Origin of the sequence: Butyrivibrio sp. X503 (assembly GCF_003625475.1) — a bacterium.
Taxonomy (GTDB): domain Bacteria; phylum Bacillota; class Clostridia; order Lachnospirales; family Lachnospiraceae; genus Butyrivibrio.
Genome location: NZ_RAIQ01000005.1, coordinates 143,417 through 163,440, shown reverse-complemented (window position 1 = coordinate 163,440; position 20,024 = coordinate 143,417). Strand labels below are relative to the sequence as shown.

Below are 20,024 nucleotides of genomic sequence, written 5' to 3'. Positions count from 1 at the left end.
CCGAAGTATTATTCTACCTTTGCTCCACATGATGAGCAGAACGCTGCTCCTTTGGGAAGCTTAGCTCCGCATGATGAGCAAAATGCCGGGCCTGATCCGAACGCCAACTTAGATATTTCCCTATCTGTAAGCTCATCAGTATATCTCTCGACATCCTCAAATCGTCTTGCTGCTTCTCTGGAACGTCTTTCCGCAGCCTCTTCACGTCTTGCTTCCTCTTCGGCACGTCTTGCTGCAGCTTCTTCACGTCTGGCTCTCTCTTCGGCACGCCTTAAAGCTTCTTCTTCGCGTCTTGCTGCTTCTTCGGCTTCTCTTCTGGCTCTTTCCTCAGCTTCTCTTCTTTCTCTTTCTTCGGCCTCTCTTCTGGCTCTTTCTTCTGCTTCCTTACGAGCTGCCTCTTCCGCTGCTCTTCTTGCCTCTTCAGCGATTCTTCTTTCTTCTTCCGCCTCAGCAATATAATCCTCGGGAATAGATCTTCCGCATGATGTGCAGAATTTGTTACCAAAGATCAGCGGAGTTCCGCATTTAATGCAGTATCCCATAATTTCCTCTTTGGGAACCCTGGCCTTTCCAACATTGGAAGAAACATTTCCGGCAAGCTGACCTACCGTCTGTGTCATCTGACTAACTGCCGCAGACATCTGACTGAACGTATGCTGCGCGCCCTCACCGGTAAATCTATCCACAAGATTTTCCTGCATTCGAATAACCCTGATCACTACTAACACCGATAGAATAATGATAAGCAGGAGCAGGAAAATATTAAATGCAAACCAGCCTGTTGTCTTAACAGTACACATCTTATCCTCGGCTGCTTTCTTTACACCGGCTCTGAAAATAAACCATACAATCATATCAACTAACGCAATGATTGCGACAATCAGCGCTGTTATCTCATGCCTAAACTTCTTAATAAGCATAAGCACAAAAATAGCGATTGGTAACAATAAGCAGACAAGCATGATGGGATGCGGCTCAGCAACCGTCTCTCCATATGATTTAACTCCGGTAACTCCGGTCATTGCCGATACCTCGACTGTCTGTCCGGAACATGATACTAAAAATGATGGGCAAAAAAAGATTATAGTTACTATTATAGAAAGAACTCTGATAATGTTCTTTGCCGTAAGTAACGGACTCTTTACTGCTTGATTCATTGTACTCTCTCCTTTTTAGCAAAATATATTACCCATTATATACCGATATCACAACCAAAATCAACATTTCATTTACAAAGCCTTAATTTTTCTGGGCATTTTGGGCATTTTAGTCAATAATTCTTTATAACTTTCATGAGCTAATTTCCAAATATTAATTTGTGCTATAATGACAATATATTGTCAATAGACTAGGAGGGATATATTTATGTGGACTATCAGTGATGTTAAGGCAAAAGGGAAAAGTGCGTTTAAGGCTAATTACGGCAACAGTGTTGTCGCCGCGCTAATAGCATCTCTTTTCGCAGGGGGTTCAGCTGCTGTAAGCAGATATTCAAACAATCAGGCGAGCGGTGAATCCGGCTCTTCTATATCAATACCCGCAGACCAAGCAATAGCGTTATTAGTAACGCTCCTTACAGTATTTCTTGCTTCTTATGCAGTTCTGCTGGTTCTTAAGATCTTTGTTTTCAATCCTTTAAAAGTCGGATGCTACAGATTCTTCCGTCTTAACGCAGAGAATCCCGGAACCTCGCTATCTGCCATCAAGGAAGGTTTTGGCGACTACGGACATACCTTCTGCACACTATTTTTAACCGATCTGTTCCTTGCATTGTGGTCACTTCTTTTTATTATCCCGGGACTAATTAAGGGCTATTCCTACAGAATGGTTCCTTTTATCTTAAAAGACAACCCGGAATTATCCGCCACAGAAGTAATCACCAGATCACGCATGATGATGAACGGACATAAGTGGAACGCATTTGTGCTCGATCTTTCATTTATCGGATGGTTCCTTCTAACCATAATCACATGTGGAATTGTTGGTATCTTATGGACCAATCCATACTATTCCAATACTAATGCAGCACTTTATCTTGAACTTAAAAAAGGCACTGATACTGTAGCTTAAAATGCAAGCAGGCGGAGCGCCATTTCAGCGTTCCGCCCTTTTTATTGCCGATACAAAAAGGCGATGTGCTCTTTAGCACATCGCCGGATAATTAAAGCGCTTCTCCACAAGCTTGCTCCTGTAACACAGTTTTCTTTTTTCTTCCAAGCACATGATCTATCAGCATAAAGATAAATCCCAATACTATAAAGAACACCAATAGTACAAGAACCCAAGTGATCACACCCTGTATTCCGACTCTCTCCGGATTTAAGAAAAAGTACGGATAAATCAGAGGATTTGTTCCTGTGTGATTCATTATGCTGCTGTCAAAGTTTCTCAGCGCCGCATGCGCGAATACATATCCCACGTATGCAAGCGGGAACAGCGATGACAGAAGCGGCATTTTCCAGTTCATCTTGCCGTGCTCATAGAACATCACCCAATCAGCTGTATACATGATAGGCAAAACGACATGGCACAGAATACATTCAACTTTATAATTGAGCGCAGGATCTCTTCCCGCATCACCGGCCAGCAAGATGTTGAAAACCAAAAATGTCAGTATGATTCCAAGCATACTTATCACGCGAAGCCCCGGCATAAATGTCACATATCCATCGCCGTTTTTCTTAAGGGTCTGAACAAGCTCGACAAGCATAATGCCTGCACACAGATAGTTACTGATGTTTGTGAAGAAGATATAGAAGTCCCCTTCAAACTGCATGTTAAAAAAGCCAACGCTTCCCACGCATGCAATCAGCGCAAGTGCGCAGTAAAAAGACTGAAATACGATCTGCGCATCTCTGCTCTTAGAAATTTTACTCATATTTAGTTACCTCTTTCCTTTTTCGCTTTTCCCCACCAAGTATCTTATTTTATATCATCTGTTAAATTTGAGCAAATCGTCAAAATATCTGTTCGCGATATTTCAAGCATATCCAGTAGCTTTACAAAAGTGTCCTGTCCATCGAGACAGGTATCAATAAGCCAGTCCTTCTCATTTTTCCATTCGGAAAGTCCTCTGTAATAATAGTTCTTCTTTGCATCTTCAATGATGAAAGGTATCACATTGTGATGAAGGCATTCTTTTAATGCAACAAGTCTTCCGACACGCCCGTTTCCATCCTGGAAGGGATGGATTAATTCGAACTCTGCATGAAATGCTACGATATCTTCAAACGTGACCTTTTCCTTGGCATTATATTTATCAATCAAAGCCTTCATGTGCTTATGCACCTCAGATGGCTTTGATGTTTCTCTGCCACCAACGACATTCGCACGCTTTTTGTAATCACCTACCGCAAACCATCCCAGAGTCGAATCCTTGGTATCATGCTTTAAAACAAAATGCAGTTGTTTGATGATATCTTCAGTTAGCTCATCCTCTGCAATATCTATCACATAATCTATCGCCCTAAAATGATGAACCGTTTCCAGAACATCATCCACAGGAATCCCATCTCTCACATCAAGAGTATTGGTTTCAAAAATCAATCTTGTCTGATCTTCCGAAAGCTTGCTTCCCTCAATATGATTTGAATTATATGTCATCCTGACCTGGAGCTCATGATAAAGGCCACCGGACAATCTCATTTCTTTTTCATCACGAAGAACCTGAAGAATGCTGTTGTCTGAAATATCTCTCATGATCACATCAGGCGATTCGCCGAGATATTCAGCAATCTTCTGTATACTTCGCTTGGAAAGCTTCTCTCCCTTAGCTATCTTGGCGACCGTTCGTGTGGATAGCCCAAGTTCCGTAGAGAGCTCAGTCTTTCCTATGCCTTTTTTCTTTAAGGCTTTTTCAAGACCCTCATACGAAATCATATTTGTCTCACCTCCAATAATCTTTACTTATTTTACCGCGGCGCGCTAAAAAAGTAAAGATTTTAGGGCTTTAAGGAATAAAAAGTAAAGATTATCCGGCCGATTCCAATTCATCCTTCCGGCGCTTTACGTTTTTCCCGGTAATACTCCGATTCCTGTGTCGCATTAAAGCCATCGAGCAAATACTCTTTTGGAATGTACTTATCATATTCAAGGTCCATGAAATAGTTACAGAATATCTGCTCTCCATAGATTATTTTGCCTTTTCCGTCAGTCAGAGCATAAATAAATCCCTGATATGGATCGGCGTTTACCGCAAGAAGCTCATATGTTTTTTCTTCTTCCACACAGTAGTATCCGATATATTCCGTAGACTCATACTCTTTTAACCTCTTTACTTCTTCAGCATAAGCATCCTCAGAATATTCCACGACCATATAACCCAAATACTGCGCATCCCATGGGTTGTAATAGACCATCTTAAAGTCTGTAACGTTCATTTCCTTAGATATTTCTTTTGGCCAAATGGTCTCGTCCATACCCCACTTCGTCCACTGTGTATCTACACCTTTTTCATAGGCCCCGTTGGAAAAGTTCATATAATCGTTGTAGGCAGACACGTCATCATATACTTCCACCTTCGCGCTTGATACCATCAACAAAAGAATCCCCACAATAAATGTCATTACGATCGTTCGCCAAAAAGCTGCGATCACTCCGACTATTGTAACGAACTTTATCCATTTAACGAGTCGTTTATTCTTCGTGATCTTTTCCAAAAGACCTGTCACATAGAGCGTTAAAACCGCCATGATCACAAGCGCTATAAACGAAACAAACAAGATACCTTTATTTATCTCGTCCAGGCTTTTATGAAATGTCTGCAGAAAAATAGCTACCAATAAAACCAACACACCGACAAAACTGATTATCTGCATCTTTCTTAAAAGACTGCCTTTTTCTTCGTTAGCATAGTCCGCCATCTTAGTGGCGACATCTCTTACTTCTTTATCCATCATCTCGCTTTTTCTTTCACCTTCAATTATTTCCCTGACATCCACATCATAGAAATCCGCAATCTCAACCAGTAACGAAATATCCGGTAGATTGGTTCCGGTTTCCCAACGTGATACGGATCTGGAGCTCACATTAAAAACCTGCGCAAGCTGTTCTTGTGTCATTTGCTTTTCATGTCTTAATTCTTTTAAAAATCTGCCTGCTTTTTTCTGGTCCAATGTTCTTTCTCCTCCTTTCCTTGGATAATTGAAGTTTAAAAATCTTGTCCGAACAATACCACGACACAAAGCGAGGAATGCCGTTTTTTCGTACCGGACACGATGTGTCTAATGAACTAAAACCATTTCTTCGTCCCTACGGTTCATTTACCAGGTCCATCGCCGTTCTTCTCTTTCTGTACAATGTAAATGTCTGGTAAATGATCAGTACAGATAATGCAATTCCAAGTAAAAAGTCAGCTACAAAATCGTTTGTATTAACAATAGCATGATCATAAGTAGCTATAGAATTATTTATAGTATAAAATTTCTCCATCCTAAAGCCTTTAATAAATCTGAGCACAGTATCAAGTATTATCAGCCCCGAAGCAATCGTTAGCATATTCACCCACAACTTACGCTTCCCATCGCGTATAAAGAAGCCTAATGATGCTATTGCCCCCAAAGCACAAGGTATGATAGTCGTCCACACAATTTTAAATACATTTCTGATTATAACTATATAATACGATCCGGGATTATTTGAAACAACACCATACTTTTCACCACCGGGATCCATTGCATGATTGAGCATCTGACTATAATACGGAATTCTACTATAAAGCCTGATCCCGCCATCCAGTAATAAATGTGCCCCAAAAAAAATAAGCAAAATTATTCCTATTCTCTTTGGCGTCAATGTATCTTTTACAGCACTATATATACCGTAAGAAAAAACAATCAAAAGTATTATTCTCTCCAATTCAACACTAAGCGGAAAATAACCTCCAAACCTCTCATTAGCATGAATATACAGTAAGCCCATATCTAAAGCTATTTTCATAAAAACAGACATCGCTATAAGTGCATACAATACACTTGTAATAGCATTAATTGTTTTGTTCTCCACCACAGGATTTTTTTCAACCACGTTAGTCATCTCCTTTCCGGATAAAAGGTCGTCAAGGCTAACACTCAAAATCTCGGATATTTTCTTTAATGTAATAATGTCAGGATAACGCTCACTGCACTCCCAACGTGAGACCGTCTGCCTTGTAACATATAATTGCTCAGCCAGTGCTTTCTGCGTCAATCCGTTTGATTCTCTCGCGCTTCTGAGTTGCTCTCCAAATCCGACCATATAATAAACCGTCCTTTTCAAATTAATTTTTCACACCTGCAGATGTTGAATTCAGTATCTCGCAACGTTCTTCTTTTTACAAGAAAAATGCATGAAAAAGCGGGGTTCCATAATGGTACCCCGCTTTCAGCTTTATTCATTGTTATGATTTATCATCGCTTCTATAATGTTTGCTGTCTCGCCTACTAAGTCGTTGCAGTTTTTTCCTTGCAGACGTCTTTTCATGATCAGGCTGGCACACACGTTATCACCGTTTTGTTCAAGGAAAGTTTTCTCAAATTCTTCTACGGCTTCGGGATTTATCTTTTCCAAAATTTTTCTGCCTGCCAAAAAGCCTCCGCATTTTCCTCGTATCCCATGTGATTTTCCTTTCTCAATTAAACTCTTGAGTGCAGGTAAGTTAACCAAGCAACAGTTCTTTTAATCCATTCTCATCAATACCATTATTGCACGCGATAACCTTATTATCTATAACAATAGCAGGTTTACTTATTATTCCATACTCAGATGCAGCTTCAATGCTGTCCGTATATGTCAGCTTTGCAGCTACATTTGAGTCTTTTATTATCTGCTTTAACTGCTCATATAAGTTGTAACCGCTCTTGCAGCAGCTGCTTCCCACAACAATAATATCCTTTGATTCACAGCCTTCTACCGCATTCACAAATTCATTCTCATTACCGCAGCAGTCTTTTTTCTTGTTCAACATATCAAATAATTTCATATTTTCATCCTCACAACAACAATACATTTTGAATTAAATTAAACATATATCCTACTATCATAATTCCCGCCAGGCATATGGCCATAAAGGTAAAAAACAATTTTCCTTTTATTATCTTTCTCAGCATGATAAGCGATGGCAAGGAAAGCGTAGTGATCGACATCATAAATGCCAGGATCACTCCAAGATACGCTCCTTTTTTCAATAGCGCCTCCGCAATCGCAATGGTCTGAAATATATCCGCATAAACAGGTGCGCCTACTACAGTTGCAATCAGTACAGCAAAGGGATTTCCCTTACCAAGAATTCTCACTACCATCTCTTCCGGGATCCAGTTATGGATAACTGCACCTATAGCCACTCCAAAGATTACATAAGCCCATATGTTCTTGATCGTACGAAAGCCCTCGCCAACTCCGTATTTTATTCTTGCAGACTGTGTTTTTTCCGGGATTTTAACTTCGCTTGATTTAGCTCTTTTCCTAACGAACTCTTCTACCTCGCTCTCCATATTAAGGGCTCCGATGATCCATCCTCCGACGATCGCGATTATCAGTCCTGTAATAACATAGACGATCGCAACCTTCAGACCAAAAACACTCGCCAGCAATACGCAGGAAGCAATATCGACCATTGGAGAAGAGATCAAAAAAGAAAATGTGACCCCGAGAGGTAATCCTGCATTCGTAAATCCTACGAATATTGGAATGGATGAGCAGGAACAAAAAGATGTGACCGTTCCAAACAATGCTGCTACAACATTGGCCCACAGGCCGTTTAGTTTATCCAAAACAGCTCTCGTTTTTTCGGGCGGAATGTAAGTATCAATATAACCAAAGATTGAGATCAAACTAAAGAGCAATATAAAAATTTTGATCGTGTCATAAATAAAAAAATGTATGCTGCCTCCCAGCTTGGTCTCTATATCGACTCCGATCATTGTCAGGAATCTTCCGGTACACGTCGCCAACCATTCCATTCCCAACAATTCATCCTGCAAAAATTTCAGTATTTTTCCCATTTATCCTCCCGAATTTATGCATCTCTTTTCCCCCGAAAATCTATGCACAAAGATTTATTTACCACAGCAACAACCTTCATCCCCTATCACCAGATCCCCAAAGAATCCTTTAAAGCGATCAACTGTATCTTTGTTAATGCTGTAATATACCCATTTTCCGTCTCTTCGGCTGTTCACCAGTTTGCATTCCCCCAGCACCTTCATATGATGTGATAGTGTGGGCTGAGTTATTTTCAAATATTCATCTATGACGCATACGCATTTTTCTCCGGACAACAATATCTGAATGATCTTAAGCCTGTTCCTGTCACCTAACGCTTTGCAAATTTTAATCACTTCGTTTTCGTCCATAGAACGCCCCTTTCTTTTCATATAGTTCTTTTCTCATATAGATGATTGTGAATATGAGAATAACACTCATATAGATGATTGTCAATATGAAAAAAATTAGAATGTTTCATTTCCGGCATAAAAAAGAAGTCGCCACTTATTTCAGTAGCAACTTCTTATAATCTTTTTTAATCCGGACCATATTTATCTTGCGCATAAGTCAGAGACCCAGGCAAGACAATCTTCGTTAAGCTTTGTAAGCCGGTCTTTAGCTCTTGCTTTCTGAAAACCACCGTCAAGGATTGCGGCTATGACAGGTGATGCCAAAGATAGGTCGCATAAACCCATATGGCCTATATTTTCGTAATGTATATTTGTGTAGAGAGGGTTGGAACTGTCCAAAAACTTTGCGTTATTTCCATACTGTCCCCATTCCCTCAGATGTGGATAGCTTGCGTCAGAATATATACTTAACAGAGGCACATCATAGTCACTGTCATCGAAAACAAAATTGCCGTCTTCCACGCCCTTAATGTCATACATAAAAGGTGATTCCAAAGCTATGCATCCGATAACATCATCTCTTATCCTTGCCATGGCGTAAGCTGCTGAGCCTCCAAGAGAATGCCCCTCTGAAATAAAGTGAGTTGCTCCTTCTTTTTCCACCCAGTCATCCATGACCGCATTCAGATCATCGGTTCTTATTTCCATCCACTTGTGAAATACCTTGTACGCTTTCTCAAGATCTTCTTCCGGCTTTAGTGCTCCCATTTCTTTTAGGAATTCTCCGCTGGGTCCGCAGGACTTTCCGTTTTCATATTTAACGCTTGCCGCCTGTCCCGGATGCGCCACTGCAAGCACAGTATAACCATGGCTGGCCAACTCGCGATACAGGCTTCCGTTATTATCAATGGTTCCACAGGATCCATGGGACGCCACAACAACCGGCTTCTCCTCAGCGCAATCTATGGGATACCACTTTCTTACCTGAAGTTGTCTGTATCCTCCGTTTTTAGAATATGGATCTTCGTTGTCCTCAGTCACCCAATAATCTTCCGAGGCAATCTGATACTTGCCTGTTGTAGGTATCTCTTTTACCGGTGGAAATAATATAAACTTAATAGCCACTATTACAACCGCAACTATCACTAATGCGATGATCATGCGTTTTACCTTCCAGTTTTCTGATTTTTTCTTCATTGCTTTTTGCATCCATTAGATTCAGAACCCTTTAGCTCACGCTTCAGTATTTTTTTGTAAAAATTCAGATCCGCTTTGATTTTCTCAAGACCGTACTCCAGCATGTAGATCTGATAATTGTCTATATTGGTTACTGCCTTTTCAACTGTCTTTTCTCCGGAAACCTCTAACAGGTTACCGGTAAGAACAGGATCTTCTTTTATCCGTTTGGTGTTCCTAGCTATAGCGGTATCCTGAGTTTTACCAACGTAGTCCTTTATGACAAGAAGTTTCTCATACTCTACCTCCATATCGGAAATAAGAGCCTTAAGAAATGCTACTCTTTTTTCTCCCGGAGCTATTCCAAGGAAGAAAAACTTCCCCTCTTCCATACTCTTCATTTTCTGTATATTGATCGGTGTCCCTACCCAGTCTTTATAATATTTCACGCCTTTATCTGTTACGCTATACTGCTTCTTAAGTGTATTATTCTCCACATATTCGGTTACGGATACATATCCTTTTTCAACAAGTTTCTTTATAGCAGCCTGCATGCTTCCGAGACTGTCGCTGCAAACCGTAGAAAGATTCAGTTGTATGTATGCACGCATTTCATAGATCGTCATTGGTTTTAACAAGATCAGACTGAGGATAATATTCTCCAATTTGTGTACTCCTCCCATGTATTACTAATAGGTATATTACTATTAGTAATATGCGCTGTCAACTTCTCCCCTGACGCCTCGTTAAAACCTAATAGCCTCATCATAAAAACAACGCCGCGACTTCACTCAGATCATCTACTTCATAATCTGCCTGCTCATCTTCACTGATAACTTCCCAGTATTTCCACATTCCTTGCTTTACCCGAACAGTTTTCATACCCATCTTCTTAGCAGGTACTATATCGTTGTCAACTCTATCTCCGACCATAACCGCATTCTCAGGTTTACAATTTGCTCTTGATAAGGCAAGCTCAAATATCCTCCTGTCAGGCTTCTCTAATCCTTCTTCAGCAGAAGCTATAACAAGATCGATGAACTTCAAAACTCCATGCTCTTCTAATCTGGAAGCTGTTCCCGGGATCTGATTAGCTATAACTCCGATTTTGTATTTCTTACTCAATCGCTCAAGGCACTCATAAGACTCCGGGAATAATTCCTCATCCTCGCTTCGCCAGCGATGTCTTTCTATCCCATGATCCATTATCAATACATACTCACCTTTTTTCTTTTCCTTGTATAGCTGAATCACCTTATCCTGTATCATTTCAAAAGGTTCATTAACAGCCTCGGCTATTTCGTGAAGTCTATGTAAAAAAGGCTTTTCCTCGCTTACCAAAGTTGAACCAACATCAAAAAAGATCCACTCAATATTATCCAATATCATATTCTCCTTATCCGGTACTCTAGATTTAATATATCAGAAAAAGAGCCATCATTTCTTTTTTCTCATTCATAAAACAAAAAGGCACCTACCATTAAGGTAAGCGCCTGTATGCCATTTCCAGCATTCCTATATTGAGAATCGCAAATATCAAAAGATATATCGGCATGATCCCGATTCCGATATGCTGCTGTAGGATTCCGAAAAACATTGGCATGAAAGTACTGCCAACATAGGCTGCTGCCATCTGAAGTCCTATGACTGCTGCGCTGTATCTTTTGCCAAAGTTCTCAGGAGCCATATGCTGGATTGCAGGATACACAGGGCCCATGCCGGTTCCTATGACCACAAAACCGATCGCCGCAGGAAGATAATGACCAAACGGAAGCATGACCATAACAATACCGATCAGTTCCATCAAGATTCCTATCCTAATCAGTAGTCTGTCTCCAAGCCTGTTTGATACAAATCCGGAGATAAATCTTCCAAGCATCAGTCCGCCAAATATCAGTGATCCAAAGGAAGCGATCATACCGTCTGTCAGTCCCTCTTTAGTTCCGGCAAAAAAGCTTGATGTCCAGAGGAAACATGTATTCTCACCGGAGCAGTATGCAAAGAATGCGATAAGTGTAAGCATGACTCCGGGAACCTTTATCGCCTCTCTTATCCCGGCTCCTGCCTCTTCTTCACCTTTTGCTTCATTCTCATTTCTTTTCCATAGAGGAAGTGAAAAAATACATACAAGGAGTATAGCCACCTGGATATATGCTGTCCACCTGTAGCCTTCATTCCACCTTGCGCGACTAAGCGCCAACCCCATGATGTTTGGGCTTATCACTGCGCCCACACCGTAGAAGCAGTGAAGGAAATTCATTACTGAGCCGGAATAGTTGTTTGCCACATAGTGGTTCACTGATGAATCGATCGCACCGGCGCCGAGCCCATAAGGGATCACGAATATAAACAGCATCCAGTAGGAAGTTGATATCGAAAAGCCTATAAGTCCCATGATGGTCAGGAATATTGATACGATAACGATCCACTTCGTATGAAAGCGCCTTATCATCCTTGGACTTAAAAGAGCGGATATTATCGTCAAAAAAGAAATAGACATGGACACATATCCTGCATAGGATGAGGGCACTCCAAATGCAACCTGCATAGTCGGCCAGCCGGATCCCAGAAGCGAATCCGGAAGTCCCAGACTTATAAATATCAGGTAGATTACAGCAATTAGCAAAGAATACATAAAGTCTTACCTCCAAAGCATAACGTATTTTCTTAACTGCATTGGAGTATATCATTTATCAGAAATTTACATATAGAATTAAATCGCATATAATCGTGGTTATAATAAGACAATATCGTCAGAAAGGATTTATATGGCTCTTTCATATTCTACAGATAAAACAGATGACACCGGCAGAGAACTGCTTACATACGGAACTCCTGATTTCCCCATCGCCTTTTTCGACGATGATCTTACGAAAGTCAAAGTACCATGGCACTGGCATGATGAACTTGAGCTTGTAGTCATCCTTTCCGGGGAAGTCAGCGTTTTTATCGCCGGATGTGAGATCAAGTTAAAGACCGGCGAAGGTTATTTTGCTAACAGCGGTATTCTTCACTCAGCAGAGCTTAGTTCCAAAACCGGAAGACAGCACTGCATGGTCTTTGATCCCCGCCTGATAGCAGCACCCGGTGATATCGTTTGGAATACCTACGTATCACCGATCCTTTCTCACGAGAATCTTCCATTTATCAAGCTCACTCCTTCCATTCCGTGGCAAAAAGAAATTCTCTCTTTTGCAGAAAAAGCCTGGAACAGCGGAGCACATGAAAAAGTTGACTATGCGCTGACTGTACGTTCTTCACTTAGTCAGATCACAAGTCTGCTGCTCCACAACATTGATTCAGAAAAAGAACATCCCTTCACGTCCAAGACGCAAAGGGATGAGCTTAGGATTAAAAAGACTCTGTATTTTATTGAAACTCATTTCAGAGAACAAATAACTATCGAGGATATAGCAGCAAGTGCAAACATCAGTGTCAGCACTTTGCTCAGGCTTTACCACGACATACTTCATACCACGCCTATTCAGCATGTACTAAAATTCCGCCTGGAACAGATAAGTGATGAGCTTCTCACAAGCCCAAATACTCCGATTTCGGACATAGCCTATTCCTGCGGGTTCAATGACATAAGCTATTTCAACCGCTGCTTTCTGAAAGCATATGGTAAAACTCCGTCAGAGTATCGTAAGAAACATTCATGATTCGTTGCTATTCATAGGCCTTCATCTCCTCAACAATTTCATCTTGTTTTACCGTTCACATTGTCTATTGTAAATATGTCATACTATCAGTGGAAGTACTTTTTTCTCTATGAACTCCACCCTGTCAAATATCCTAGGCTTAAATGTTCCGGTAACACCCACAGAAACGTTCTTCTCTTTGTTCACATAGATAATGTTTCCACTGTCGCCTATCGCGGCATATACCTCTTTGTTTTCGTAAGGTTTATACCACAGATATCCGTATTCCATAAAGCCAAAGCGTTCACCAAGCTTCAGATAAGGAGTGAGCATCTGCCTGATCCACTCTACTGATACTATCTGAGTTCCGCCATATATCCCTTCGTTTAAGACCATAGACCCAATCTTTGCAAGGTCTCTTCCCGATAAGCAAAGTCCCCAGCCTGCGGTAACAATATCCTGCGGATCCGAATACCACTCATTCTTCCTTGGCCCCTTGTTCATAAAGAAATCAAACTGATCCTCTTTGCTGCCGGCACCATGGATGGTGTGTTCCGGGATTCCCATCGGAACGAACAAATACCTGTTAGCAAAATCAATGCATTTCTCTCCTGTTGCTCTCTCAATAATCCCGGCAAGTATCTGTATTCCAAGAGTTGCATATTTGAATTCTCCGGTTATTCCGCTGCGTCCCCCAAGAAAATCCAGCGCTGCTTTAGTCCAATCCTCGGAAGTACAAACTTTCTTCCAGGGTTCAGACTTTCCCTTATAGGGAGCGGTCATGGTAAGAAGGTGTTTTATTGTGACATCGTATATTGTTTTCTCACCTCTCTTGACCTGATAATCCGGGAAAAAGTTTATGACCTTTTCATCAAGGCTCTTAATGGCTCCTGTATAAGCTGCAATGCCTGCAAGTATTGCCATAACACCTTTAGTCACAGAATTGACATTTACAGGATCCTCTGCTTTAAACCCTCGCCAGCTATCCTCATATACTATTTCTTCATCTCTTATGGCACAAATCTGGCAGATATTACTCTCATTTCCCTTACTCTCGGAAATGTAACTGTGTAGTTCTTCTTTATTCATTTGTAGCCTCCTCTTAGGTAAGATTCGGACGTCCTAAGAAAAGGCTAATCGAATTAAAAATTGTTTTCAAGAAGAATCTTAAATTCTTTGTTCCATGACGGAACTGCACAAAAAAACCACTGTATCCATCAATTCTCCTTCGTTATCAAACAACGATTTGAACAATCTAATAGTGAATTAAACCAAAAGATTATGCTCTTTTCATTACCATTCTGACTATTGAGACAGGCGTGCCAAGAGTCCATTCCTTTTTACATCCATCCTTAGCTACAAGGGTATTGTCCGGATAATTCCTGGCACGTGCTGTTGTAGCCTCTACAGTCATCGTATCAAGATATCTGTCGCACACTATGCCTCTATAGGCTTCCTGCCATGCAGTACAGTGGACGTATCCTCTTCCGCACAGCTCCTCATCCGTTTCAGCTGATTTGATAACTATTGAATCGTTCATTTCTTCCATATAATCCTCATTTAAATTAAAAGTTATTACCTTTCTAACATATCATACATGGTTGATTGGATTATCCATAAGAAAGTCAAACAAATCGATAATCATAACTCCCTTCTCATCATAAGAAGGTTTTAATCCTGTTTTTGCCACGACTACTTTTTTAAAAGAATCATCAATATAATAAAGGCTCTTCTTTTCCTGTAACTGTTTATCAGCATCGTCCATCGAAAGTGCTGATTGAATATAGTATTTTATATCTCCTTTAGATGCTATGAAATCCACTTCCAGTGCTTTCTGTGCATATATATACTTTCCATTAGCATCTATTCTGTCTGTCTTCTCGCTGACGTTAACTTCGCCAACATCAACATTAAAACCTCTGTATCTAAGCTCGTTATATATGATGTTTTCCATAATATGAGTCTCTTCAATCTGTCGGAAATTAAGCCTGGCATTCCTTACCCCGATATCTTCAAAGTATAACTTGAATGGAGCACCAATATATTTTCTGCCTTTTATGTTGTACTTACTGACCTTGGATATAACGAATGCATCCTCAAAATAACCTATGAAATTGCCAATCGTGTCATCAGTAATATCTTTTCCCATAACACTTTTAAATGTGTTTGTAAGTTTACTTAGATTCCACTCGCGTGGCAATGGCATACTCGAATTTTTCCAAAGTCTTTAAAATGTATCTATTATAAATTCAAATGTATTCTATCCTTAGCAGTTAGAGCGTAATATAAAAAGTTATTTTGTATCCCATTGAATAAAGCAGCGCTCCCTCGTCGTACCCATTTATATAGAAAAGCAAACTTACTTCATTTACTGTCTTCATGGCTATCATCTCCTTCACGTGTGATTACATCATAAACTATTACGTTACGTCATAGCCAAGCAAAAATATATATTTTTGCAAAAAAAAGATCGGCCTCAAATCCATTTCTGAACTCTTTGCCGATCCTCTGCTTTTCCTTCTTTCGATTGTAAGTCTTTCCGCTCGGTACGCTCCTTGTCACGGGATTAAGTTCTCCCCAGGTGCGCCTCTGCTTTGCGTGATACTCGCGCTGAGCTTTCTTACTTCGCTTATCCAGCGAAACATACTTGTTCATGACTGTTACCTCCATAGTATATTGGGTTGCCCACCCATTATATCGGATGAGCAACTGTCTGTCATTATATCTGCGGATCCTCCTTGCATCGGAGTTTTAACTTCCGATTTAATGCACTATTCCTTTTCCATATAGACAAATACGAGTTCATCCGTAATCTTTTCTTCTTTGAACTTCTTATATCCCATCTTCTCATAAAGCCTAATATTATCTATGCTTCTTGTGCTCGTAAAGAGTTCAAAACGCTTATTTGGATAATACCTTTCTATCTCGCAAAGAAGTTTTTTACCATATCCTTTTTTCTGTTCGTCCGGATGTACCATAAGCTTACCGATATATACTGTATTCTCATTAGACTTAGAGCGTACTGAGCCTATGATGTTTCCTTTATCATCGACCATCTTCAGAATTATTCCTTTTTTGAATTCTGCCTCAAGTTCGGATAGCGTCTCTTTAAGCGGAGGTATGTCTTTACTTCCAAATAGAGCTGCCTCACTCTGATACGCCAGGTACTGAAGATCTAAAATCTCCTGAAGATCAGTATTATCGGCCCTCATAATATTCATATAGGTTATTTCCTTTCGTACATAAAACTGAAATTTATCGCCCAGTCCATGAGTTCCTTTACAAAACCTTTTCCCCTGAATTTCTCTTTTACCACCAAATAGTCCAGTATACCGATTTCTCCATTAATATCGACTTTGCAGAAGCCGATAATCCGGTCTTCAATTTCAGTGGCTGCAATATAGGATTCTTTTTTTCGTAATGCATTTTTGTAGTAACTCTTATTTCCATCATCTTTCACCTACATTCTTTTAGTCAGTTATACTTTCTTTCGCACTGTTGATAAGTCCCAGGAGACCTTTTTCTTTTATAAGGGCAATACCCTGGAATTCATCTCCGAGAACTATCAGATTGTCGCCTGTTCTTATATCGAAGATCTTTCTTGCTTTGGCAGGAATGACGATCTGACCCTTATCTCCTACTTTGACCAATCCAAAGATATGTTTTCCTTTTGGTGGTATGCCATATCCCAGGTTCTCCGAATCAGTCTTTTCATATGAGATAAGATCGTCCATGGTTACACCGAAGATGTCCGCCAGCTGCTTACACCTCTCTATATCCGGAAGCGACTCTCCGGTCTCATATTTTGAAAGCGTCTGCCTGGATACGCCTATTTTCTCGGCGATGTCTTCCTGCGACAGATTGTTAAGCTTTCTTAATTCAATAAGGTTATCAGCAAAACTCATTCTTTCTTCTCCTTTTTTATTCCCAGAACACACCACCTTATGAAAGGTATGCGGCTCATAAACTCATACAGAAGGTAGGAGCCTGCGAATGCTGCTATTGCAACCAACAGGTATACGATGACAGGAGCAAGGGACGGACATAATGTATGCAGATACCATCCGCTGACCGCGATCATCAGATAATGGAATACATAGAGGCCCCATGATTTTCGGCACATCCACCTTGAGAAGGCATTCTCAAAATTGCCCCATTTTTTCATGAAGGCAAGTATACCGAGTGTTCCAAACCATGCGTATACATTGCACATAATTGTATCCAGAACCATGTGATCCGGATAAGGCTGACCTATATATAAAATCACGAAGGCTACGCAGGATGCGAGGGCAAGAATGCTTAATAACAGCCAGCTTTCGCCAAGTCGATCCATCACTTCGTCATGGGACAGTACAAAGTAGCCGATCAAAAAGCCCAGTCCGTAAATACCGAATCTGTATACCACTATTATCGGTGTGTTAAGTATCTGCGCTGCTCCGTATACGGGTATGACAAGAAGTATAAGTGTCAAAAGATTTGCTTTGCCGCATATATTATAAAATCCGTCTTTTTCAATCCTTCTGATCAGTACCAGTATCAGGCTGAAGAGCCAAAGCATCTGAATGTACCACAGCGGACCTGATCCGCTGACTGCCATTATCAGGAAAAGGATTGGCCCTGGTACGTTGTTCATGGAATTAAAAGCACCGGACATCAGCATGTTGTAATAGCCAAGAACCCAGCCGAAAACCAGAATGCCGATTGTTGATGGCACAAGATACTTTCTCGTCCTTACTCTGATGAATTCCTTCTCTGTTCGCTTAACCAGTTCATAGCGGGCTGACATGCCGGATACCACAAACAGAAGTAACATGAACCAGGGATATACAATGTACTGATACGTATCCTGGGGCTGATGCTCACTGAAGGGCCCGATGGTTCCATGTTGTATTACACCGTTGAATATGTATATTACATGATAGATGACAACCAGCACTACTGTTGTCCAACGAATATTATCCAAATATACCTTTCTCATGTTTCTACCACCTTTGCTAAATATTTTAACATTTTTCTCAATCATAAAAAAGTAAGCTCCGCCTGTCTACCAAGCGAAGCTTACATGTAGTGCTGTATTTTGTTAAATTTGGTTGCGAACTCACAGTTTTCTCAGGAAATACATTTACATTGAATGTATCGAACAGATCCTCATCTTCTTGTTTATCGTCAGAACGCCCCACGCCTTCCGATTTGCGGGAGATGCCGGAGGAATGAATATCCCCTCTCTTATGACGCTGCTCTCTATCCTGCCGGTACTCTGCTCTACTCTTTTTATCTACTCCTACTTCTTCATGGAACTGAAATTTAATCGTTCTACAAATTTGAATTCATCAGTATCTTTTCCGTTTCTTCCATGTCCCTTTCAATCAGCGGGCGCATACTGTCTTTGTAAATCCCGATTTGTCTTAGTCTATTATCCTGAAAGGTTAAAGCCCCGATCTTAACGCATCCCTGACTGCGTCTTTTATTACTTCACTGGACATCGTTGCACCCGAAACCGCATCAACCTCTACTGTATTATCTTTGATCATATCACTGACAATCACATCAGCAGGATACCCCTTGCCACACTCGTGCTTTAGGATTTCAATATCTTCTATTCTTCCATCAGCTACTGTTACTCGAACATCAACCTTGACCAGATCCGTCTCACTATGACCATTATATACACCATCAGCAACATGGGACAGATCAATTTCTGATTTGTCGAAAGCCTTGACCTGTCCAATCATCCTGACACTAACAATTGCGACTGCAGATGTGATGATCACCGCAATTACGATTACTATCGCAAGCAGGGTTTTAAACAGCCTTTTCATTATCTTTCTCCAACAGATAAGCCACTATAGGTTCTATATATTTGACATCAGAAATATCATAGGATGAAGCCATCTTCTCGGCCATGGCCTTTTCTTTCTCAGTAGCATCTTTTTTATTCCTGAGAGTTGATACAAACATCTTCATTGCAAGTCTGGATGGTGCTTTCATCTTTTCATAGTTTAAACCGCCCTGACAGTAGAATACTTTAATATACTTCTTCTGTTCCTCCGTAAGGACATTCTGAAGAAAAGCATCTACATCAGGATTGTCATTAGGGCCGCCGCCTACGCAGAACATAGCCAGGCGCTTGTCTTGCAAGTCAGAAGCTTTTTCGAGAAACCACTTACCTTTGACCAGATTACCTGCCATAGCCCAACCTCCGTAGCAGATCGCGTCAAAGTCCTTGAAGTAATCAGCACTCTTTTTCTGAGCATTCCTTAGATCAAGAAGCTCACCGCTCATTTTTTCTGCAATCCACTCTGCGTACCTTTTAGTAAAACCTGTCTGTGATGTGTAAATAATCAGTGTTTTCATAACTCGCTCAAATTCCTTTCCATTTTTATGATAGTTTGTATGGTAGTCTGAAGGCTCTTTTCATCGATTCCATTAAATATTCTTCCGATGACGTACCGGCTCTGCTGACCATTATTGTCATTTTGTTCCAGAAAAGTCCTGCATTTATCTGTGACAAAGATTCGCTGCTTTCGCTTGTCCTTCTCATCAGGAATTGCAGAGACAAACCCCTTTTTCTCAAGCTTAAGTAAAATCTGCTTTACATTCTGATGAGAACTTCCCATTACATCTGAAAGCTCATTCAATGTCGGAGGTTCCTTGCATAAGTTGATACAGATTATTGCAAAAAATTGTTTCCAGGTAATCTCCTTGAAATATGCATCGGCTGCAGCCTGATATCTGTTATCAAATGCACTGAGTAATCCGAGTAAAAACGGCTGTGGTGGCATATCTCCAAACGTTACTTTTTCGATATTCATTACTTCATCGCAATTCATGTGAGCTCCTTTTTATATTATGTAATATATTACCTATATGAAACAATGTAATATATTACATATTT

General features: G+C 40.5%; 26 protein-coding genes. 2 read left to right on the top strand and 24 right to left on the bottom strand.

Going from position 1 to position 20,024, the window contains the following annotated elements; all coding sequences use genetic code 11:
- Positions 1–8: 8 nt before the first annotated feature.
- Entirely contained in the window at positions 9–1,157 is a 1,149-nt protein-coding gene (locus D6853_RS10875; RefSeq protein ID WP_120658036.1) for a zinc ribbon domain-containing protein, read from the bottom strand.
- A gap of 208 nt (positions 1,158–1,365) precedes the next feature.
- On the opposite strand from D6853_RS10875, the gene D6853_RS10870 reads away from it, so the two are divergent.
- Positions 1,366–2,070 carry a DUF975 family protein gene (locus D6853_RS10870; RefSeq protein ID WP_120658035.1) on the top strand — a complete coding sequence of 235 codons (705 nt, stop codon included), beginning with the start codon at positions 1,366–1,368 and terminating at the stop codon, positions 2,068–2,070.
- Between the two features lie 91 nt (positions 2,071–2,161).
- Here D6853_RS10870 and D6853_RS10865 read toward each other — a convergent pair whose 3' ends face one another.
- The 12 genes from D6853_RS10865 to D6853_RS10810 form a co-directional block, all read right to left on the bottom strand.
- Positions 2,162–2,878, bottom strand: coding sequence for a Pr6Pr family membrane protein (locus tag D6853_RS10865; protein ID WP_120658034.1), 717 nt, complete (start codon positions 2,876–2,878; stop codon positions 2,162–2,164).
- A gap of 44 nt (positions 2,879–2,922) precedes the next feature.
- Positions 2,923–3,879: a Fic family protein gene (locus D6853_RS10860; protein WP_120658033.1), complete on the bottom strand. Its 957-nt coding sequence runs from the start codon at positions 3,877–3,879 to the stop codon at positions 2,923–2,925.
- 110 nt (positions 3,880–3,989) lie between these two features.
- Complete coding sequence (locus D6853_RS10855) at positions 3,990–5,114, bottom strand: helix-turn-helix domain-containing protein (RefSeq protein ID WP_120658032.1); 1,125 nt, start codon at positions 5,112–5,114, stop codon at positions 3,990–3,992.
- 136 nt (positions 5,115–5,250) lie between these two features.
- Positions 5,251–6,234, bottom strand: a complete 984-nt coding sequence (locus D6853_RS10850) for a helix-turn-helix domain-containing protein (protein WP_120658031.1) — start codon at positions 6,232–6,234, stop codon at positions 5,251–5,253.
- A gap of 132 nt (positions 6,235–6,366) precedes the next feature.
- Positions 6,367–6,564, bottom strand: coding sequence for a hypothetical protein (locus D6853_RS10845; protein ID WP_120658030.1), 198 nt, complete (start codon positions 6,562–6,564; stop codon positions 6,367–6,369).
- A 70-nt stretch (positions 6,565–6,634) separates the two neighbouring features.
- A complete protein-coding gene (locus D6853_RS10840; protein ID WP_158588733.1) occupies positions 6,635–6,958 on the bottom strand; it encodes a thioredoxin family protein in 324 nt (107 codons plus the stop codon).
- Positions 6,959–6,968: 10 nt separating this feature from the next.
- Positions 6,969–7,979 (bottom strand): permease, encoded by a 1,011-nt coding sequence (locus tag D6853_RS10835; protein WP_120658028.1) that lies wholly within the window; start codon positions 7,977–7,979, stop codon positions 6,969–6,971.
- Positions 7,980–8,033: 54 nt separating this feature from the next.
- Positions 8,034–8,330 carry an ArsR/SmtB family transcription factor gene (locus D6853_RS10830; protein ID WP_120658145.1) on the bottom strand — a complete coding sequence of 99 codons (297 nt, stop codon included), beginning with the start codon at positions 8,328–8,330 and terminating at the stop codon, positions 8,034–8,036.
- A 183-nt stretch (positions 8,331–8,513) separates the two neighbouring features.
- Positions 8,514–9,509: an alpha/beta hydrolase gene (locus D6853_RS10825; RefSeq protein ID WP_158588732.1), complete on the bottom strand. Its 996-nt coding sequence runs from the start codon at positions 9,507–9,509 to the stop codon at positions 8,514–8,516.
- Positions 9,506–10,153, bottom strand: coding sequence for a PadR family transcriptional regulator (locus D6853_RS10820; protein WP_147367754.1), 648 nt, complete (start codon positions 10,151–10,153; stop codon positions 9,506–9,508). The genes D6853_RS10825 and D6853_RS10820 overlap by 4 nt, the downstream gene beginning before the upstream one ends.
- A gap of 100 nt (positions 10,154–10,253) precedes the next feature.
- Entirely contained in the window at positions 10,254–10,877 is a 624-nt protein-coding gene (locus D6853_RS10815) for an HAD family hydrolase (protein WP_120658025.1), read from the bottom strand.
- A gap of 91 nt (positions 10,878–10,968) precedes the next feature.
- Complete coding sequence (locus D6853_RS10810; RefSeq protein WP_120658024.1) at positions 10,969–12,123, bottom strand: MFS transporter; 1,155 nt, start codon at positions 12,121–12,123, stop codon at positions 10,969–10,971.
- A 133-nt stretch (positions 12,124–12,256) separates the two neighbouring features.
- Between D6853_RS10810 and D6853_RS10805 the strand changes: the two genes are divergently transcribed.
- The gene (locus D6853_RS10805; protein WP_120658023.1) at positions 12,257–13,150 is read left to right on the top strand and encodes an AraC family transcriptional regulator; all 894 of its coding nucleotides are present in this window, start codon (positions 12,257–12,259) and stop codon (positions 13,148–13,150) included.
- Positions 13,151–13,228: 78 nt separating this feature from the next.
- Here the strand turns inward: D6853_RS10805 and D6853_RS10800 are convergent, their stop codons facing one another.
- The 11 genes from D6853_RS10800 to D6853_RS10750 all read right to left on the bottom strand — a co-directional run bounded on the left by D6853_RS10800 (position 13,229) and on the right by D6853_RS10750 (position 19,959).
- Complete coding sequence (locus D6853_RS10800; protein WP_120658022.1) at positions 13,229–14,218, bottom strand: serine hydrolase domain-containing protein; 990 nt, start codon at positions 14,216–14,218, stop codon at positions 13,229–13,231.
- 190 nt (positions 14,219–14,408) lie between these two features.
- Positions 14,409–14,678 (bottom strand): hypothetical protein, encoded by a 270-nt coding sequence (locus D6853_RS10795; RefSeq protein ID WP_120658021.1) that lies wholly within the window; start codon positions 14,676–14,678, stop codon positions 14,409–14,411.
- A gap of 42 nt (positions 14,679–14,720) precedes the next feature.
- Positions 14,721–15,335: a DUF4143 domain-containing protein gene (locus D6853_RS10790; protein ID WP_120658020.1), complete on the bottom strand. Its 615-nt coding sequence runs from the start codon at positions 15,333–15,335 to the stop codon at positions 14,721–14,723.
- A gap of 224 nt (positions 15,336–15,559) precedes the next feature.
- Positions 15,560–15,784, bottom strand: coding sequence for a hypothetical protein (locus D6853_RS10785; RefSeq protein WP_199713024.1), 225 nt, complete (start codon positions 15,782–15,784; stop codon positions 15,560–15,562).
- Positions 15,785–15,900: 116 nt separating this feature from the next.
- Positions 15,901–16,350, bottom strand: a complete 450-nt coding sequence (locus tag D6853_RS10780) for a GNAT family N-acetyltransferase (protein ID WP_120658018.1) — start codon at positions 16,348–16,350, stop codon at positions 15,901–15,903.
- A 5-nt stretch (positions 16,351–16,355) separates the two neighbouring features.
- Positions 16,356–16,589, bottom strand: coding sequence for a GNAT family N-acetyltransferase (locus D6853_RS10775; protein ID WP_120658017.1), 234 nt, complete (start codon positions 16,587–16,589; stop codon positions 16,356–16,358).
- Positions 16,590–16,599: 10 nt separating this feature from the next.
- Positions 16,600–17,034, bottom strand: a complete 435-nt coding sequence (locus tag D6853_RS10770; RefSeq protein WP_120658016.1) for a helix-turn-helix domain-containing protein — start codon at positions 17,032–17,034, stop codon at positions 16,600–16,602.
- Positions 17,031–18,107, bottom strand: a complete 1,077-nt coding sequence (locus tag D6853_RS10765) for an acyltransferase family protein (protein WP_120658144.1) — start codon at positions 18,105–18,107, stop codon at positions 17,031–17,033. The genes D6853_RS10770 and D6853_RS10765 overlap by 4 nt, the downstream gene beginning before the upstream one ends.
- A 448-nt stretch (positions 18,108–18,555) precedes the next feature.
- Entirely contained in the window at positions 18,556–18,948 is a 393-nt protein-coding gene (locus tag D6853_RS10760; protein WP_120658015.1) for an FMN-binding protein, read from the bottom strand.
- Positions 18,932–19,483 carry a flavodoxin domain-containing protein gene (locus D6853_RS10755; RefSeq protein WP_120658014.1) on the bottom strand — a complete coding sequence of 184 codons (552 nt, stop codon included), beginning with the start codon at positions 19,481–19,483 and terminating at the stop codon, positions 18,932–18,934. Before D6853_RS10755 ends, D6853_RS10760 begins: the two co-directional genes overlap by 17 nt.
- Positions 19,480–19,959, bottom strand: a complete 480-nt coding sequence (locus D6853_RS10750; RefSeq protein WP_120658013.1) for a MarR family winged helix-turn-helix transcriptional regulator — start codon at positions 19,957–19,959, stop codon at positions 19,480–19,482. Before D6853_RS10750 ends, D6853_RS10755 begins: the two co-directional genes overlap by 4 nt.
- Positions 19,960–20,024 lie beyond the last annotated feature (65 nt).

Bases quoted from the DNA above. Each gene is read 5' to 3' on its own strand.
- D6853_RS10810 (WP_120658024.1), bottom strand. From the start codon at position 12,123: ATGTATTCTTTGCTAATTGCTGTAATCTACCTGATATTTATAAGTCTG.
- D6853_RS10795 (WP_120658021.1), bottom strand. From the start codon at position 14,678: ATGGAAGAAATGAACGATTCAATAGTTATCAAATCAGCTGAAACGGAT.
- D6853_RS10805 (WP_120658023.1), top strand. From the start codon at position 12,257: ATGGCTCTTTCATATTCTACAGATAAAACAGATGACACCGGCAGAGAA.
- D6853_RS10785 (WP_199713024.1), bottom strand. From the start codon at position 15,784: ATGAACAAGTATGTTTCGCTGGATAAGCGAAGTAAGAAAGCTCAGCGC.
- D6853_RS10800 (WP_120658022.1), bottom strand. From the start codon at position 14,218: ATGAATAAAGAAGAACTACACAGTTACATTTCCGAGAGTAAGGGAAAT.
- D6853_RS10870 (WP_120658035.1), top strand. From the start codon at position 1,366: ATGTGGACTATCAGTGATGTTAAGGCAAAAGGGAAAAGTGCGTTTAAG.
- D6853_RS10860 (WP_120658033.1), bottom strand. From the start codon at position 3,879: ATGATTTCGTATGAGGGTCTTGAAAAAGCCTTAAAGAAAAAAGGCATA.
- D6853_RS10790 (WP_120658020.1), bottom strand. From the start codon at position 15,335: ATGCCATTGCCACGCGAGTGGAATCTAAGTAAACTTACAAACACATTT.
- D6853_RS10750 (WP_120658013.1), bottom strand. From the start codon at position 19,959: ATGAATTGCGATGAAGTAATGAATATCGAAAAAGTAACGTTTGGAGAT.
- D6853_RS10850 (WP_120658031.1), bottom strand. From the start codon at position 6,234: ATGGTCGGATTTGGAGAGCAACTCAGAAGCGCGAGAGAATCAAACGGA.
- D6853_RS10835 (WP_120658028.1), bottom strand. From the start codon at position 7,979: ATGGGAAAAATACTGAAATTTTTGCAGGATGAATTGTTGGGAATGGAA.
- D6853_RS10840 (WP_158588733.1), bottom strand. From the start codon at position 6,958: ATGAAATTATTTGATATGTTGAACAAGAAAAAAGACTGCTGCGGTAAT.
- D6853_RS10780 (WP_120658018.1), bottom strand. From the start codon at position 16,350: ATGAATATTATGAGGGCCGATAATACTGATCTTCAGGAGATTTTAGAT.
- D6853_RS10830 (WP_120658145.1), bottom strand. From the start codon at position 8,330: ATGGACGAAAACGAAGTGATTAAAATTTGCAAAGCGTTAGGTGACAGG.
- D6853_RS10865 (WP_120658034.1), bottom strand. From the start codon at position 2,878: ATGAGTAAAATTTCTAAGAGCAGAGATGCGCAGATCGTATTTCAGTCT.
- D6853_RS10875 (WP_120658036.1), bottom strand. From the start codon at position 1,157: ATGAATCAAGCAGTAAAGAGTCCGTTACTTACGGCAAAGAACATTATC.
- D6853_RS10825 (WP_158588732.1), bottom strand. From the start codon at position 9,509: ATGAAGAAAAAATCAGAAAACTGGAAGGTAAAACGCATGATCATCGCA.
- D6853_RS10755 (WP_120658014.1), bottom strand. From the start codon at position 19,483: ATGAAAACACTGATTATTTACACATCACAGACAGGTTTTACTAAAAGG.
- D6853_RS10815 (WP_120658025.1), bottom strand. From the start codon at position 10,877: ATGATATTGGATAATATTGAGTGGATCTTTTTTGATGTTGGTTCAACT.
- D6853_RS10760 (WP_120658015.1), bottom strand. From the start codon at position 18,948: ATGAAAAGGCTGTTTAAAACCCTGCTTGCGATAGTAATCGTAATTGCG.
- D6853_RS10765 (WP_120658144.1), bottom strand. From the start codon at position 18,107: ATGAGAAAGGTATATTTGGATAATATTCGTTGGACAACAGTAGTGCTG.
- D6853_RS10770 (WP_120658016.1), bottom strand. From the start codon at position 17,034: ATGAGTTTTGCTGATAACCTTATTGAATTAAGAAAGCTTAACAATCTG.